Here is a 15,592-nt window from a genome sequence, read left to right on the forward strand (position 1 = left end):
TAAAAATGCCAATGCCCCACATAGGCAAAGTGAGCATCCAATTCGTCAAATTTTGGTTACCACAATGGCTACAGCTCCAATCAGAACGTTTGAGGCTAGTATCACATTTCGGACATCTTTTATGATTAATAAACAATTTAGCCTCCCTTACAAATATATGCTTTTATAAGAGTATATATCTGCTATATCAATTGGGCAATTGTTTATCAAGACAATTATATATTGTCAGCGATTGGATGCGAATCAGGATGGAATGCATAATGATAAAGATCTCTAAAAAAATACATGTTTAAAATGATTTTGTTACATATTGTTAAATAGCAGTCGATGCTATGTATAATGCAGCCCTAATACAGTTTTCATTCATATGCCCTTAAGAAGAATATTTTATCATGTCAAATAAGCGTCCCTTATATATTCCCGTTGCTGGCCCCGCTCTTTTAGAGACCCCTTTACTCAATAAAGGCAGTGCCTTCTCAGCAGAAGAGCGCAATAGCTTTAATTTAACTGGGTTACTACCGCATAATATTGAGACGATTGAAGAGCAATCATTGCGTGCTTATCATCAGCTGCGCTCATTCACGAGTGATATGGACAAGCATATCTATTTGCGTAATATTCAAGACACCAATGAAACCTTGTTTTATCATTTGGTTGAGCAGCACATTGAAGAAATCATGCCGCTCATATATACCCCGACAGTTGGTCAAGCGTGTGAAAAATTCTCGCAAATCTATCGCCGTAAACGGGGGCTATTTGTCTCATATGCTGAGCGCCATCAAATTGATGATATATTGCAAAATGCCACCAAACAAAACGTCAAAGTGATCGTTGTCACTGACGGCGAACGTATATTGGGCCTTGGAGACCAAGGGATTGGCGGTATGGGCATTCCAATCGGTAAGTTGTCTTTATACACGGCGTGCGGTGGTATTAGCCCAGCGTATTGCTTACCAATCTTGTTAGATGTCGGCACCAATAATCAACAGCTCCTTGACGATCCTATGTATATGGGCTGGAGAAACCCACGTATCTCTGGCGATGAGTATAATGAGTTTGTGGATTTATTCATTCAAGCCGTTAAACGCCGTTGGCCAGAAGCGTTATTGCAGTTTGAAGATTTTGCACAGGAAAATGCCACCCCATTATTGAATAAATATCGTGACCAGCTATGCTGTTTCAATGATGATATCCAAGGGACAGCTGCGGTATCGGTCGGTACCTTGATTGCTGCTTGCTTGAATAAAGGTCAAAAATTAAGCGAGCAAAAAATCGCGTTTTTGGGCGCAGGCTCGGCAGGTTGTGGTATCGCCGAACATATTGTTCGCCAAATGCAGCGTGAAGGGTTGACTGAAGCGCAAGCACGTAGCCAAGTATTTATGGTGGATCGTTATGGTCTGTTGACCGACAGCATGACCGAGCTACAAAAATTCCAAGTACCATTGGTACAAAAGAATCAGACATTGCGCATTGGGACAAGAGCAACAAGCTCGGTTTGGCACAAGTCGTTCAGCAAGGCGGTGTCACGGTATTGTTCGGTGTCAGTGGCCAAAAGGTCTGTTTACCCAAGAGGTCATCGAAGCGTTATGCGCCAATACGGAACATCCAATTGTATTACCGCTGTCAAACCCAACAACTCGTGTTGAGGCAACACCGCAAGAAGTGATGAACTGGAGTCGTGGCAAAGCCATCATTGCAACAGGCAGTCCTTTTCCTCCCACGACCTTCAATGGCCAGACCTTTGAGGTGTCTCAGTGTAATAACAGCTATATATTCCCAGGCATCGGTCTTGGCGTTTTGGCGGCTCAGGCGACAAGTATCAGTGATAATATGCTAATGGCGGCAAGCCAAGCCCTTGCAGATATCTCTATGGAGTACCAAAAAGCACCGGGTGCTATACTACCGCCAATCAAAGTGATCAGAGATTAGTGAAAAAATAGCCTATGCCGTAGCAGTGCAAGCGGTTGAAGATAAGCTGGCACTACCTGATACCGCGGAAAACTTACAACGCAGAATAGAGGCAAACTTTTGGTTACCTGAATACCGTCACTATCGCCGTACTTCTTTTTAATATAGAAAGATATAAAAAATCCTAATACCACGATGAAAAGTGGTATTAGGATTTTTGTTTGAGCAAACAGATAAGGCTTATACTCGCAGAGATGCAAGAAAATTGGAAGGGATATCGATAGTATAATGGCAGCTTAGTTCTACTTATTTGGTGTTTTAAATTTGGGGGTATTTCCGTTTGAACTGTAGTAAAACAGGCATTCATCATGCCCTAAAGCGCCTAGGCATCAGTCAAAAAAAAGACTTTAGAACATCCAAAAGCCTGTCCGATCAAAAGAGCGATATATCAGAATAAGCTTGAGCACTTTAGGCAACAAGGCTATCCCATCGTTTATATATACGCGCGCGGCTTTGAGAGTCAGACCATTCGCTCTCATGGTTATGCACCGATTGGTAAGCCTTGTATCGATAGCTACAACTGGCAAGGTAAAAAAGCGAACCAACGTTATCGGTGCTCTGTATGAAAAGATGCTGTTTGCCCTAGATTACTTTGAGACAAACATCAACAGCATCGTCTTCTATCACTGGTGCAAACACAAGCTAATCCCAAGTCTTAAAACCAAATGCTTGATTGTGATGGATAATGCCAGATTTCATAAGAGTAAGCGTATTCAAAAGCTACTGAATAGGCATGGTCATCGTATTCTATGGCTGCCACCATACAGCCCTGATCTGAATTCCATTGAAAAGAAATGGGCACAAGTAAAGTTTCTACGCCAAGGCTGGATGGAAAACGACTTATCCAAATTGTTTTATGATGTTTGTCCTAACCATAACAATTTTATTTTGAACTGACTATATAAATAATTATAAAAACTCGAAGTATGATTTCAAAGCTTGGTTACCTAGAGTAGCCAAGCTTTTTTAGTATTTAATAACGAGTACAAAAACAGTCATGCTTTTAAAGACTTAATAAGTACGACCAAGATTTATTGCACCGGTAAGTGCGCCGTCTATTTTTGTAACACTGCTGCAATTTAAAACGTTATTGTTAAATCTATGTTTTGTTTTGTGTGATTAGTCCGCTATTACTTGAGCCTTTTACCGTTTTTGCTATGGTAATAGCTCAACAGCAATCATATAGGAAAGACTTATGAGTAAAAACAATAATAAAGAGCGGATTATCGATAATTCAGAAGATCTGAAAGATAAAATCACTGAGTCTATGGATGCCTTTAAACTGCGGGCAGATCTGTTAGTGGCGAATTTAAAAGAGGGCGGCAATGATGGTTATGATCACTCAATCTCTAGCGCCGGCGAGAAAGGTCTAAAGTCAGGCAAAGTATCCGAGCTTACCGTTATCGCACCGCTAAAAGACGGCGGCGCTGCCCGTCTCAAAGAGATTCTAAAAATAGCAGGGGGCAATCTAAAAGGCGCGACAAGGGTAGGCACTTTGCACGATTTGCGCTTCGTCTTTTAGATAATGATACAAGAGTGCTTTTTTGCACCGCTTATGACGGCGACTGGGATCCTTATATTGATGATTTCGCCACCAAAATTCCTGAACTCATGGATATTTTATTCGGCAATGTCGAGGGCTGGCCGGGTATCAAAGACCCAAGTGTTAAGCAGTTTATTCTTGATCATCAGATTACTGCTGCAGGCTGGTACGTAGGCGTCCCGCATCTGACGGTACAAGATATTCGCCGTCATGAGCGTATTGTTAAAGGCATCAATAAAGCTTTAGATGAAGCGCAAACAAACTAATTTTCTAGACATTGTATTTTTAAACGCATAAATTTCAAGGCTTTGATACGGTCATACTTTAATAACGATAAAAAAATGAATAGGGCGATGTATGAGTAATGATGATAACAAACCTTTAACGGGATTGACCGATAAGTTGCAAGACTTAAAAGATGAGTTTGGCAATCGCATCGAAAACAGCGATTTTGAGACGTGGCTTAAAGGCGTGAAAGAGGAAGTCGGTGACGGTATTGAGATGATGGCTCGTAGGGCGCGCGGGGTCTTTAACCCCAATCTCGTCACCATGCAGCTAAAAGATATTCAATCTATCGTCCTACGTGAGCGTCCCGCCCCATATTTTGGCACGGTAGTAGCACTAAAAATCAATAATGCTGACGTTGGCAAACAAATGCTAGCGCAGGTGTTGCCTCATGTAACCGGTAGTGAAGACTGGCACAAAGACATGCAAGCCACGCTGTCTATCGTCATGACTTACGAGGGTCTACAAGCGTTAGGTGTACCGCAGTCATCACTTGATAGCTTTCCTGAGTCTTTTAAAGCAGGTATGGCAGCGCGTGCTGAGCAGTTGCGCGATTTTGATGTTAATGCCCTGAGAATTGGATGGCACCTTTTGGGGATAAGGGTGATATCCATGTGGGCGCGGCTATTATCGCTGATACTAAAGATAAATGGCAGGCCAAACTTGACGAGCTTCGAGATAATCTTACCGATCATATCGATGTGGACAATCCTGCTAATGGTGATGTAGAAATCCTAATCGAGCAGGACTTTGGTTCAAATGACATCGTCAAAAACGTCTTTGGTTATCGTGACGGTATCAGTAATCCTGAGATTCAAGGCAGTGGTATTCAGACGCCTTCGAACCATGACGGCGATCCTATTGCCGCAGGGGGAGTTTGTGCTCGGTTACGAAGGGGGAGGCAGGGCTGGTTGCGCCTATGCCGCAGCCTGAAGTCTTAGGCAAGAACGGCTCGTTTATGGTGTTACGTGCTTATCATAGCCATGTTGCTGCTTTTAATAAATACCGCAAAGATAATACCGACAGCGAAGAAGAGGCGGAGCTGCTAGGTGCAAAAATGTGGGGACGCTGGCGTTCAGGCGCGCCGCTCGTTTTGTCTCCCGATCATGATGATAAAGCGCTTGGCGATGATCCTAGCCGCAATAACGACTTTGGTTATAAAGACGATCCTTACGGTAAAAAGTGTCCGTTTGGCGCGCATATCAGGCGTATGAACCCACGCGATAGCGAAGATTTTATTTTATCCGATGTGCGTATTCACCGTATCGTTAGACGTAGCGTGGGCTTTGGTGAAGTTGTGCCACCCGATGTAATAGAGGACGATGGCAAAGATCGCGGTCTGTTTTTTATTGGTATTAATGCTCATGCCATGGAGACGGTTGAGTTCTTGCAATCGCAGTGGATCAACGATGGCAACTTTATGAGCTTAGGCGAAGAAAAAGATCCTATGGTTGGTTTGCACTTTGGTGATAAAGGAGGAAGTGATAAAGACAGCGATGCAGATACCTTTACTGTTCCGGCTGATCCAATTCGCAAACGCTACCATGGTATTGAAACCTTTAATACCTTGCACGGCGGCGAGTACTTTTTTATTCCGAGTTTATCGGCGCTAAAATGGATTAGCGAGCTGTCTTAACTCTCAGTACCATTTGTAATAGTCACCACTTAACAATAATAATCATGAATAAAATTAGGAAATATAATGCTAAAAAAATTATTTAAACCCAAATACGTCCCCTACGATCCAAAATATATCGAATTAAGTGCTGAGGACGAAAAAAACATTCGTACTATTACCGACGATATCAAAAGCTATATTTCGCGTAGTGATAAAGCCAGTAATATCGATTATCACACGCGTGATGCCCATGCCAAGGGGTACTGCGCACTAAAAGCCAAGTTTGAGATATTAGATGATATTCCCAAAGAGTACGCGCAAGGTTTGTATGCTAAAGCGGGCATTCATGATGCGGTGATTCGTTTGTCCAACGGTTCATCTCGAGTATTCGCTGATCGTAAGTTGGGCTTTGCTCAAGGTCTCGCGATTAAAGTTTTTGACGTACCGGGTAAGAAGCTCGCTCCCGGTGAGGAGGACAGTACGACCTTTGATTATAACTTTATCAATCATCCGGTGTTCTTTTGCAATAGAATTGAGGAGTATACCTATCTCTCAAGACTGTTTTTGGAATTACCTAAATACACGGAGAAGGGCGCGATCGGTAAAGCGCAGTTGGCGTTTAACTGGCTGACCAATTACGGCTCAAGATTACCAACCAAAGAGTCGATTAAAACCTTTAAAGCTATCGGCGGCTTTACGAGGATTGAACCAAAAATACCTTGTTATACGACTTTCATTCGCAAGGTGTGGTGCGTCATGGTGATTATATGGCAAAGATACGGGCAACGCCAACAGCCTCTTCTGTCAAAAAAAGTCACGCGCCGTGATGTCGATGTCGACGCCCGCGAAGAGGCGCTGCGACCGCTTATCGTCGAGGAGATACGCGAACATGATTATCAGTTTGATATCCAGATTCAGCTATGCCGTAATCTCAAAAAGCAGCCGATTGAAGAGATTACGACGCAGTGGCAAGAGTCGGATACGCCCTTTGTCACCGTAGCGCGTTTAACCCTTCCTTGCCAAGACGTACCAGATGACGGTAATTTTGAGATTATGGAGAATCTATCCTTTACCCCATTTCGCTGTCTTGAAGAGAACCGTCCTATCGGAAACTTACAACAGTCGCGTCTCAAGGCCTATCAAGTCGCCTCCGAGACTCGCCATAAACTCAACGACGTCAAGCGCCGTGAGCCAAAGAGTTTAAAGGAGACGTTTGCTAAGTCTTTTTTTTAGACTAATTGTTTTTGGGGCTGTCCTAGATAAGTAAAATTATTTAGGATAGCACTATGAGAAAGAGTAAACTAAGTTGGTATAAACAAAACAGACTCATCGAGTTATTTGTTGCTGGTTCTACCGCGAGAACAGCAGCAAGCCTAATCGGTGTTAATAAAACCACAGCCAGTTAAAGCGTAATGGCAAGGTCTACGCTTGTATTATACCCAATGCTAAAGCAGATACTTTGATCCCCATCATAAGAGAAAAAGTGAAGCCTGATAGCATTGTTTATACTGACTCATTTAAAAGCTATAACGCATTAGATGTCAGTGAGTTTACTCATTATCGTATCAACCACTCCAAAACCTTTGTTAATGATAAGAATCACATTAATGGTATAGAGAACTTTTGGAACCAAGCTAAACGGCATCTACGTAAGTTTAACGGAGTTCCAAAAGAGCATTTTCACCCTCTATTTAAAGGAATGTGAGTGGCGTTTTAATCACAGTGACCCAAAGTCGCAATTACTACAATTAAAACAATGGGTTAAACAGGGTTTAAACTAGTTATCTAGGACAGCCCCTAAAAAATCCTAATACCACTTTTCATCGTGGTATTAGGATTTTTGTTTGAGCAAACAGATAAGGCTTATACTCGCAGAGATGCAAGAAAATTGCCATGCGTGCTGAAAAAACGGATGAGTCGTTTGCTGCTAATATCTATTTAGCAGCGACGATTATCCATTGACGGTAATTGTCAACACACCCTAGTTAAATCTACAATTTAGAATTAATACCTTTAAAGTATCGGTGGTGTTCTAAAAGTATGCTGACATCAGACATAGCCATCATTGATATAAAAGAATACCAAATCAAACACTTTTAAGTGATTATCGAGCTTCTTAGAGAAACAACAGGTTCTTCTAACGGCTCGTTTTAGTCGGTGTCTAAGACGGCAATTATTGCCTTCAATACCTATCGTATGCTGTTTGCCAACTTGTTTGTTATCTGGTTTAAAGGACGTTATGAAACTGTCCCAATTGTCCATGCTAATAGAGTCATAGCTCACTTTAAGTTGCTTAAGACGCGCTCTTAGTTTCTGAGCTGTTTTTAAGTCGCGTTTGCCCCAAACATAAGCGACAATCTCATTAGTAGCCCGGTCATAAGCATAAATAAGCCAGACTTTACGCTTCTTACGATATACGTAAGTCCAAAAATCATCAACTTCTAAGCGTTCATAGTAGCGCTTATTAGGCAGGATCTTATAAACGGATGAGCTTATGGTGCTGAGCACTTTACCAATACTCACCGAGGTAATGATGGCTATGTCTCTAACACCGCAGCCTCGAGCAGTCATCAGCCGTAAGATGTCTTCTATTTGAGAGTAACAGCCTTGGTAGTTTAAGACATGGTCATCAATGAATTGTCGTTTGCAGTCCTTACATTGGTAGTTCTGCTTGCCATAGCTTTTTATACCATTTTTCTTTAGACTAAGACTGTGACTAAGACAGTCGGGGCAATTGATCTGTATTTGTGTCTTCATAACCTCAAATATATCATCTTGCTTCGGCTGTCACCCTTCCTTTATTACCCCAGCATACTTTTTGATACACCACCCCCATTTTTATTGGTTTAATTTGGCCAACACATTTTCTGCTAAGTCTTGCAACGTTTCTTTGACAGGGCGTTTGGTAGGCTTTAAATTAATGGCGACATGAGATAAGCCTTGTTCTTTCTGCTCTTGCCAAAATTCCAGCAAACTATGTGACCCGCCTCGTAGATAAATATTGCGAGATAATTGAGCAGGCTCATTCGGCTTCTCACTAAGTTCGACAAAATTGGCATAACCAAAAGGGATGCCAAGCGTCATCTTGATTTAAATCCGCCAAGGTTTGCACAATGTTTTTGGTATCTTTTGGGTTTACCCCATGCCAAATCCACGCATCGGCAGTATTAGCAAGCCAATCTAGTTCCTGTCTGGCACGACCAATAGCAACCATCGGTAAGCGTTGTTCAAGGGTAGGGATAAAGCCAATATTGCCTGTTAAATCCCCATAATGTTGCCCTTTAAACTGCGGAAATTTTTGGGTGGTTAAGGCACGAATCATGTCCCAACTTTCTCGAAAACGCTCGGCACGATTGTCAAAGTTTTGCTGAAACACAGGGTATTCCACAGGTCTATCGCCACTCGACATTCCCAAAATAAAGCGATTATTGCTTAATACTGCCGTACTTGCTGAGGCTTTGGCGATATGAATGGGACTCCGCAAAGGTGCAACGATGCCTGCTGAACCTATCGCAATTCGTTGGGTTTTCGCAGTCAAATAGCCCATGGCAACCATGGGGTCAAATGCTTGTCCAACATCGCCAAAACTTGGGTCATAAAATGGCACATCTCGCAACCATAGTGCAGAAAATCCAAGCTGTTCTGCTAAGACAGCGGTTTCCCAAAGTCTTCTAAGCTCGGAATCGGACTATTGGGATAGCCTTTAAACGGGGCAATCAATCCCAAGGTGAGTTTATCCGCTTGAAACACCTCACTAAATGCAGGGTGATTGGCAAGATGAGGGGGTAGTTGTTTTTGTTGCGGGGTTATATTTTCATTCGTCTGAGCGGTGTGAAGTAATTGGCTATTGTCTTGTCCAAGAACAGAGAGGTTTGGTACAGCAGTTTGTGAGCTTGTGGTCATGGGAGTCACTCCGTTAAATTAAGCATTAAAAAATATAGCCCTAGTATAATGCTTTTGTTTTTAATGATAATTGGGGTAAAATTGGAAACAGTTTTGCTTTTTTTGCAAAAATATGTTTATTCAAAAATACACTTAACTGCTAACAAACCCATGACCATCAATTACTTCTATGCCCTCACTATTTTTCACCATGTGGCGAATACTAATAGCTTTACTGCCACGGCAAGTCAGCTTGGGCTGGCGGTGTCGTCTGTCACTCGGCAAATTGATAACTTAGAACAATCCTTGCAAGTTAAGCTATTGAATCGCTCAACCAGACATTTGGATTTGACCCATGCAGGGATGCGTTATTTACAACAGACTGAGCCGATATTAGCTGAATTACAACAGGTAAATGAAGCGATTAAAGAGGAGCAAATTGAGCCACAAGGGCGATTGTGCCTTACTTTTCCCAGTGCCTATGGGATTGAAAAAATCGCCCCATTGCTTGCCGAATTTGCCCATTTATACCCAAAAATTGAATTGGAGCTATTTGCCAGTGATGAATTTGTAGATTTATTTAATGAGAAATATGATGTAGGGGGTGCGGTTAGGGCGTGTGGAGGATGACCGCTTGGTAGCAAAATTTATTGCCTCTCAGCAACGGCTGTTATGTGCCAGTCCCGATTATCTACGATTGCATGGAATACCACAAACACCGTCACAATTAGCCGAGCATAATTGTTTGCCGTTTATGTATCAAGGCTATGCGTCAAAGTGGTATTTCCATCAAACGGGTAAAACGCAAAGTTTGCGGGTGACAGGGAATTTGATGGGTAATAATATAGAAATGCTGAAACAAGCCACGCTTGATGGACAAGGGATTAGCCATTTACCTAATTGGCTGATTGAGAAAGCGTTGCAGTCTGGGGCGTTGGTACAGGTGTTGTCTGATTGGCAAGTGACCCCGTCTTTGGCGACCGATGACGGGATTTATTTGGTGTATCCGCCCACTAGCCGTAATGTGGTAAAAATTGGCGTGTTGGTAAATTTTCTAGCACAGCGTTTGATAGGTTAAACTGTAGATGGTGATATTGTGAAAAGCAGTAGAATATTATGCGTATCTAATTTAGGGAGGGTTTTCTTCATAAAAGTAGTCTAGCATAGTGCTTATCTACTACAGCCCCAAAAATTAATTACATCCATGCAGTCACATAAATTTTAGACAATAAAAACCCTTACAAGTCAATGACTGTAAGGGTTTGAATATAGTGGGCCCAGTATCAACCATACTTATTGATTAAGTTTTGATATTAAAAGATATTTATAAATATTAATTTTATTATACCAACATTTATACCAACAATCTTATGAGTTAGATAGCTGATCCTGAAGATATATTATTCATAAAAAATATTGTTATCTTTTGTTATATTAGGCTGCTAATTTACATTTATCAGGTTTGAGCTGCTTAGTGTTTACTATGAATAATATCATTAGTTGATATAATCTAAAAAAGAAGTCTTTTGTCTGGATGAATAAATGTAGGGGCTGTAGTAGATAAGGATTAAATATCACACCATTTTCTCAGGAATTTTAGCTGATTAGATGGTGAACCATAGTTAAATCTAAACTCACATTCTTTTAAAAATAAATGGAAGTTCTTCTTATCGATCCCATTATACTTTCTGAGTGTTCGTTTAGACTGATTCCAGAAGTTCTCAATGCCATTGATGTGATTGTTTTTACCGCAAGTGAACTCTTTAGAGTGATTGACTCTGAAATGTTTAAACTCGCTCACATCCAGTGCATTGTAACTTCGATAGCTATCCGTATAAACAAAGCTGTCAGGCTTGATTTTACGCTTAATAACAGGCATTAGAGTAGTCTGTTTGGTGTCTACTACGACAATGGTATACACCTTACCGTTTCGTTTTAGAATCCCAAATACAGCGGTTTTACCAGCAGCCCCGCGACCTCTTTTGCCTTTGCGTACACCGCCGAAGTAACTTTCATCTAATTCGACCTCACCATCAAAAAAGCTCATCAGCTTCTAATGAGAGATGGTAATCTATCACAAGTCTTATTTTATGATAAAAAGTGCAGCAGTATTAGGCTGAATATCAAGCAAATCTGCGGCTGTTCTAGCAGTCACTTCAGCCGTAAAAACTCTAACAGCCTTCGCTGTATTTTTTTACTTAGTTTACAATGGGTTATCTTCATAAAAGTAGTCTAGCATAGTGCTTATCTACTACAGCCCCTAAATGTATATTAATGAGTTAAGAGTAAACAGTTATTATGACTGGGAAGTTATTTGTAAATATTTAGCTAATATTTACACATTAAATAAATATGGGTAACCCTCCCAAACCTAAGACACCTTATAAATGGAATTAAGCTGCCTGAGCTATGCTGAATAAAACGTAGAGCTAAACTTGGTAAACTAAGCACAATAACAGGAGTTTACCATGACCAAGAAAATCAGAACTTATAGTGACGAATTTAAAGCCGAAGCTGTCAAGAAAATAGCAGATAATAATGGCAATATTTCAGCGACTGCAAAGCAGCTTGGTATTGCCATGCAAACGCTCTCAAACTGGAATAACAAATCCAATCAAGGCAAGCTTGTCGGCACAGAGCAATATGATCCTGACCTTATGAGTGCTCTTCAAGAAATAAAGCAGCTCAAGCGTCAGCTCAAAGTGGCTGAAGAGGAGCGTGAAATACTAAAAAATGCGACGGCGTACTTCGCGAATGAGGAACGTTAAGAAACAGTCTGGGAGACTGTTTTAGTGACGCAAGGCGTAGGGCTATGCCCGAAGTGGCAGTTAGTAAAGTACGCCTTTATCAAACCCCCATATCAACAACATCACCTAAGAAAACTAGACTTCATAATCTAGCCTTATACACTATATGAATAATAGCATTCAGAGCCTTTTCGACTTATCAAAATAAAATAGACCTATAGTAGGTCTACATATTATTAATATTTTGAACACTAGGATATTGAGGTGTATGCTACTTAGCAATCAATAATCCTACAGTAACTTCAAAACAATACTCATCTTTGATAGTGATATTGACCGTCCCTTTATGAGCATTAGCAATAGCCTGAACGATAGATAAACCCAAACCTGAGCCTGAGTGGTGCTGGCTAGTTTTATCATGACGATAAAAGCGCTCAAACAATCGATCTGCTTCGCTTTGGTTTAACGGTTTTTCTAGAAGATTAGTAAAAGTTATCTCTAGCCAAGATTGCTTCGCGGTTTGAGTGTTACTTTGATCGTCTTCAAGCATCTTATAAGTATTAACGGAAGTATTTGGAGTGTTGACAGTGGCTGATATTGTGATGACACTATTACTAGCGGCGTAGTAGATCGCGTTTGATAGCAGATTAGCAAATAGCCTTTGCAATAAACCTTCATCGCCTAATACTGCCTTAAAATCTCCTAATTTTACAAAAGTTATTTTACGATCCTCGGCAATCATTTCAAAGTAATCTAACAGCTTATTGATTAGGACCTCAGTATCTACAGTAGTCACTTGCGAATCACTCAGTCCTTTTTGGGTTTTTGCTAGCAGTAGCATGTTGTTAATCATCGCCGATAATTGCTCTAAGGTGTCATGTTGCTGATGTAATTGTTCGACATATTCCTCTTCCTCTCTAGGCTTATTTAACATGACTTGCGTTTGCGTAATCAGCGTCGCTATTGGCGTGCGTAGCTCATGCGCGATATTGTCTGAAAATCGCGACAACGACTCAAAATTGCTTTCAAGCTTAGCCATCATCGAGTTATAGGATTCTGCTAAAGGTCTTAGCTCTAATGGCATATCACTAACTATTACTCTTTCGCTCAATCTTTCAGGATGAATACCTTTCATCCTTTGCACGATAGTGGATAAAGGGGCAAAACCCCAATACACGCTTAAGGCTGCTATTGAAATCAACAGTAGTGTGATGGCAAATAGGATCAGACTAAGTTGACGGTTAAACTGTAATAAATACTGATGATGCACGTCAATGGGTAAGGCGATAAGGGCAAGCATGTCATCGTCTCCAATAACCATAGCTCGATAACGTCTGTCTTTAATATTTATTACAAACTGTCTGTCATCATGATTTTGCTGTAATGATAATAGGTTAAAGTCGGCACTTAATTCATTAGCAAAGTTTTTGGGAGTACTAGATAGCAATCGCCCCTCTTTATCAGCAATGATAGTTTTTAGATCGTAATCTAGCGCTGATGAATGCAGGTGATCATCATTTTCTGTGGCTATTGTAGGAAGTAGATTTGAAGAAGCTTTCGAGCTTAGCGGTTGTTGAGTGTTTGATGGACTTTGAGGCTTAGGTAGTGTCTGAGAGGCTATTTGGTTATCCGCCTCTGTTACGCGCTTACGTAGATTAAAGGCTGCGTGGGTAATGATTTCAGCATCCATTTGCTCAAAATGGCTTTTAACAGAGTGCTGTACCCAGATATAGATTATCAACTGCGATAAAACGACAAATATCGTCAATAAAAACACAGTTCGCCATAGTAAGGGTAAGCGTCGATTGTCCAATCTATTTATCATATTGGCTATCTTCCGTTTCGCTGGCAGCTTTATTACTAGCTGAAACGTCGACAGCATCTAATCGGTAGCCCATGCCACGCACAGTATGAATTAGCTTGGTATCAAACTCATCGTCTATTTTTATACGCAGACGTCTTATTGCCACATCAATCACATTAGTATCGTTATCAAAGTTCATATCCCATACTTGTGAAGCAATGATTGAGCGTGGTAATACTTCACCGCGGCGCTCTAATAGAAACTGTAATAGGGAGAACTCTTTTGCGGTTAGTTTAATGGGCGTGTCTCCTCTATGTACAGTGCGCTTGGCAATGTCCATTTTGAGATCCGCTATTTGCATGAGCGTACTTTTATAGTCGGCTTGATTGGCGCGTCGTAATAAGCTTTTATCCTGACTATTAACTCTGCAAAGGCAAAAGGTTTGGTCAGATAATCATCACCGCCAATCTCAATCCCCCTTGATTTTGTCATCTAAATCATCTTTGCCGTTAAAAATAAAACTGGCGTATGCTTGCCAGCCGCTCGGTAATTACGTACTAGCTCAAAACCGCTAACATCAGGCAGCATAACATCCATGAGTATCACGCTAAACTCTTCAGTCATCATAGCATGGTAGCCATCTAAACCTGTCAGCTGATGATCAACAATGAAGCCTGCTTCACTTAAGCCTTTTTTACATATTCGCCGAGTTTTAATTCATCTTCTACTAGTAGTACTTTCATAGTAATCCTTCAATATAATTATGATTTTATAATACCCAAATCAATATAAATGACAAAACGGACTGGTATCTGACAAAGATGTCATGCGCTCGTCATCAAATGGTCAGTCTTCGTTTGTTAATCTATACCTATAGTACATAGCGGCTCATTCTTGACATTCTTGATACGTGTAGCTACTATGAATTATTACTACAGGTAATTAGTTTCAATATTTAATAATTTATTAAGGATGTTATATGAAAAGCTATCGTTCATTCAAAAAGTGGTGCTGCTATCCGCTTCGATGCTTATCGGTATATCAGCAGCTAATGCGCATACTACCAATCTAAGCACTTCAATTATCGATAATTGCGATAACTTAACTACGTTTGCCAGAAATCTAGATCACAATAACGCGCAGATGTCTGATGCTCAAATGAAAAGCTATGTTGATGCACGAGTCGCTTGCGAAGTTCAGCATCAAAATCAACATCTGCAGTCTGAAAAGTATTTTATAAAAAAAATATGGTAGCGATCGTGATAGAAATGCTGATGCCATACTAAATGAATACGTGCCGGATTAAAATATAAAGTAGCAAGATGACAATATTGTCATCTTGCTGTCATCTCTGTCAGAATCAATAAGTTATGCTTTAGACTGGTTATGCTTTAGACTGAATTAATATCCTAAAGCTTTATGTACCCTCAACTAAATCAATTAAGGATTAACCATGTCACTCTTTAAATCAAAGTCTTTACCTAAAGCAATCGTAGCCACTGCCGTCGCTCTAGTCGTTTCAACCTCAGCTATGGCGCATGATCCAAAAATGCATGCGCAAAAGATCAGATGAACTGTGAAAAATGCAAAAGCATATGCAAATGATGCAAAAAATGGATCATAGCAAAATGGATATGAACGATCCTGCCATGAAAGCGATGATGGCTAACATGGGTAAAATGAAGCAAATGTATCAAAAGCACTGCGTAACAGATAAAAGTGACTCTTAAACATTGATTTTATAA

At 40.7% G+C, this 15,592-nt stretch carries 12 protein-coding genes and 8 pseudogenes; 13 read left to right on the forward strand and 7 right to left on the reverse strand.

Going from position 1 to position 15,592, the window contains the following annotated elements; translation table 11 throughout:
* The first annotated feature begins 392 nt into the window (after positions 1–392).
* From PKHYL_RS06545 to PKHYL_RS06590, 9 genes and pseudogenes are all read left to right on the forward strand, one after another.
* Positions 393–2,071, forward strand: a pseudogene (locus PKHYL_RS06545) (NAD-dependent malic enzyme).
* Positions 2,072–2,245: 174 nt separating this feature from the next.
* Positions 2,246–2,365: pseudogene (locus PKHYL_RS06550) on the forward strand (IS630 transposase-related protein); the annotation flags it as partial.
* Positions 2,366–2,451: 86 nt separating this feature from the next.
* Positions 2,452–2,865 carry a transposase gene (locus PKHYL_RS06555; protein ID WP_240366274.1) on the forward strand — a complete coding sequence of 138 codons (414 nt, stop codon included), beginning with the start codon at positions 2,452–2,454 and terminating at the stop codon, positions 2,863–2,865.
* A gap of 370 nt (positions 2,866–3,235) precedes the next feature.
* A pseudogene (locus PKHYL_RS18065) lies at positions 3,236–3,777 on the forward strand (hypothetical protein).
* A 91-nt stretch (positions 3,778–3,868) separates the two neighbouring features.
* Positions 3,869–4,525 carry a hypothetical protein gene (locus PKHYL_RS06570; RefSeq protein ID WP_240366277.1) on the forward strand — a complete coding sequence of 219 codons (657 nt, stop codon included), beginning with the start codon at positions 3,869–3,871 and terminating at the stop codon, positions 4,523–4,525.
* Positions 4,498–4,737 carry a hypothetical protein gene (locus PKHYL_RS06575; RefSeq protein ID WP_240366278.1) on the forward strand — a complete coding sequence of 80 codons (240 nt, stop codon included), beginning with the start codon at positions 4,498–4,500 and terminating at the stop codon, positions 4,735–4,737. The genes PKHYL_RS06570 and PKHYL_RS06575 overlap by 28 nt, the downstream gene beginning before the upstream one ends.
* Positions 4,716–5,432, forward strand: a complete 717-nt coding sequence (locus tag PKHYL_RS06580; RefSeq protein ID WP_240366279.1) for a Dyp-type peroxidase — start codon at positions 4,716–4,718, stop codon at positions 5,430–5,432. The genes PKHYL_RS06575 and PKHYL_RS06580 overlap by 22 nt, the downstream gene beginning before the upstream one ends.
* 66 nt (positions 5,433–5,498) lie before the next feature.
* Positions 5,499–6,647 carry a catalase family protein gene (locus tag PKHYL_RS06585; protein WP_240366280.1) on the forward strand — a complete coding sequence of 383 codons (1,149 nt, stop codon included), beginning with the start codon at positions 5,499–5,501 and terminating at the stop codon, positions 6,645–6,647.
* Between the two features lie 53 nt (positions 6,648–6,700).
* A pseudogene (locus tag PKHYL_RS06590) lies at positions 6,701–7,195 on the forward strand (IS1595 family transposase).
* 268 nt (positions 7,196–7,463) lie between these two features.
* Here PKHYL_RS06590 and PKHYL_RS06595 read toward each other — a convergent pair.
* The 4 genes and pseudogenes from PKHYL_RS06595 to PKHYL_RS06605 form a co-directional block, all read right to left on the reverse strand.
* On the reverse strand, positions 7,464–8,171 hold the full coding sequence (locus tag PKHYL_RS06595; RefSeq protein ID WP_071001787.1) for an IS1 family transposase: 708 nt from the start codon (positions 8,169–8,171) through the stop codon (positions 7,464–7,466).
* Between the two features lie 81 nt (positions 8,172–8,252).
* Complete coding sequence (locus PKHYL_RS17350; RefSeq protein ID WP_269778285.1) at positions 8,253–8,387, reverse strand: hypothetical protein; 135 nt, start codon at positions 8,385–8,387, stop codon at positions 8,253–8,255.
* Between the two features lie 64 nt (positions 8,388–8,451).
* Positions 8,452–9,033, reverse strand: a pseudogene (locus PKHYL_RS06600) (LLM class flavin-dependent oxidoreductase); the annotation flags it as partial.
* A 26-nt stretch (positions 9,034–9,059) separates the two neighbouring features.
* Positions 9,060–9,317, reverse strand: coding sequence for a hypothetical protein (locus PKHYL_RS06605; protein ID WP_240366281.1), 258 nt, complete (start codon positions 9,315–9,317; stop codon positions 9,060–9,062).
* 81 nt (positions 9,318–9,398) lie between these two features.
* Between PKHYL_RS06605 and PKHYL_RS17355 the strand changes: the two genes are divergently transcribed.
* Together PKHYL_RS17355 and PKHYL_RS17360 are read left to right on the forward strand one after the other, a co-directional pair.
* Positions 9,399–9,926 carry a LysR family transcriptional regulator gene (locus tag PKHYL_RS17355; protein ID WP_269778286.1) on the forward strand — a complete coding sequence of 176 codons (528 nt, stop codon included), beginning with the start codon at positions 9,399–9,401 and terminating at the stop codon, positions 9,924–9,926.
* Between the two features lie 4 nt (positions 9,927–9,930).
* Entirely contained in the window at positions 9,931–10,374 is a 444-nt protein-coding gene (locus PKHYL_RS17360) for a substrate binding domain-containing protein (protein WP_269778287.1), read from the forward strand.
* Between the two features lie 489 nt (positions 10,375–10,863).
* Here the strand turns inward: PKHYL_RS17360 and PKHYL_RS06615 are convergent.
* Positions 10,864–11,519 (reverse strand): annotated as a pseudogene (locus PKHYL_RS06615) (IS1595 family transposase).
* 245 nt (positions 11,520–11,764) lie between these two features.
* Here PKHYL_RS06615 and PKHYL_RS06620 point away from each other — a divergent pair.
* Positions 11,765–12,028: pseudogene (locus tag PKHYL_RS06620) on the forward strand (transposase); the annotation flags it as partial.
* Positions 12,029–12,314: 286 nt separating this feature from the next.
* On the opposite strand, the gene PKHYL_RS06625 reads toward PKHYL_RS06620, so the two are convergent.
* Both PKHYL_RS06625 and PKHYL_RS06630 read right to left on the reverse strand, forming a co-directional pair.
* Positions 12,315–13,868: an ATP-binding protein gene (locus PKHYL_RS06625; RefSeq protein WP_240366282.1), complete on the reverse strand. Its 1,554-nt coding sequence runs from the start codon at positions 13,866–13,868 to the stop codon at positions 12,315–12,317.
* Positions 13,858–14,590, reverse strand: a pseudogene (locus tag PKHYL_RS06630) (heavy metal response regulator transcription factor). Before PKHYL_RS06630 ends, PKHYL_RS06625 begins: the two are co-directional and overlap by 11 nt.
* Before the next feature lie 858 nt (positions 14,591–15,448).
* On the opposite strand from PKHYL_RS06630, the gene PKHYL_RS17365 reads away from it, so the two are divergent.
* Positions 15,449–15,577: a hypothetical protein gene (locus PKHYL_RS17365; protein ID WP_269778288.1), complete on the forward strand. Its 129-nt coding sequence runs from the start codon at positions 15,449–15,451 to the stop codon at positions 15,575–15,577.
* Positions 15,578–15,592: the final 15 nt, after the last annotated feature.

The organism is Psychrobacter sp. KH172YL61, from assembly GCF_007182895.1.
Lineage (GTDB): Bacteria > Pseudomonadota > Gammaproteobacteria > Pseudomonadales > Moraxellaceae > Psychrobacter > Psychrobacter pacificensis.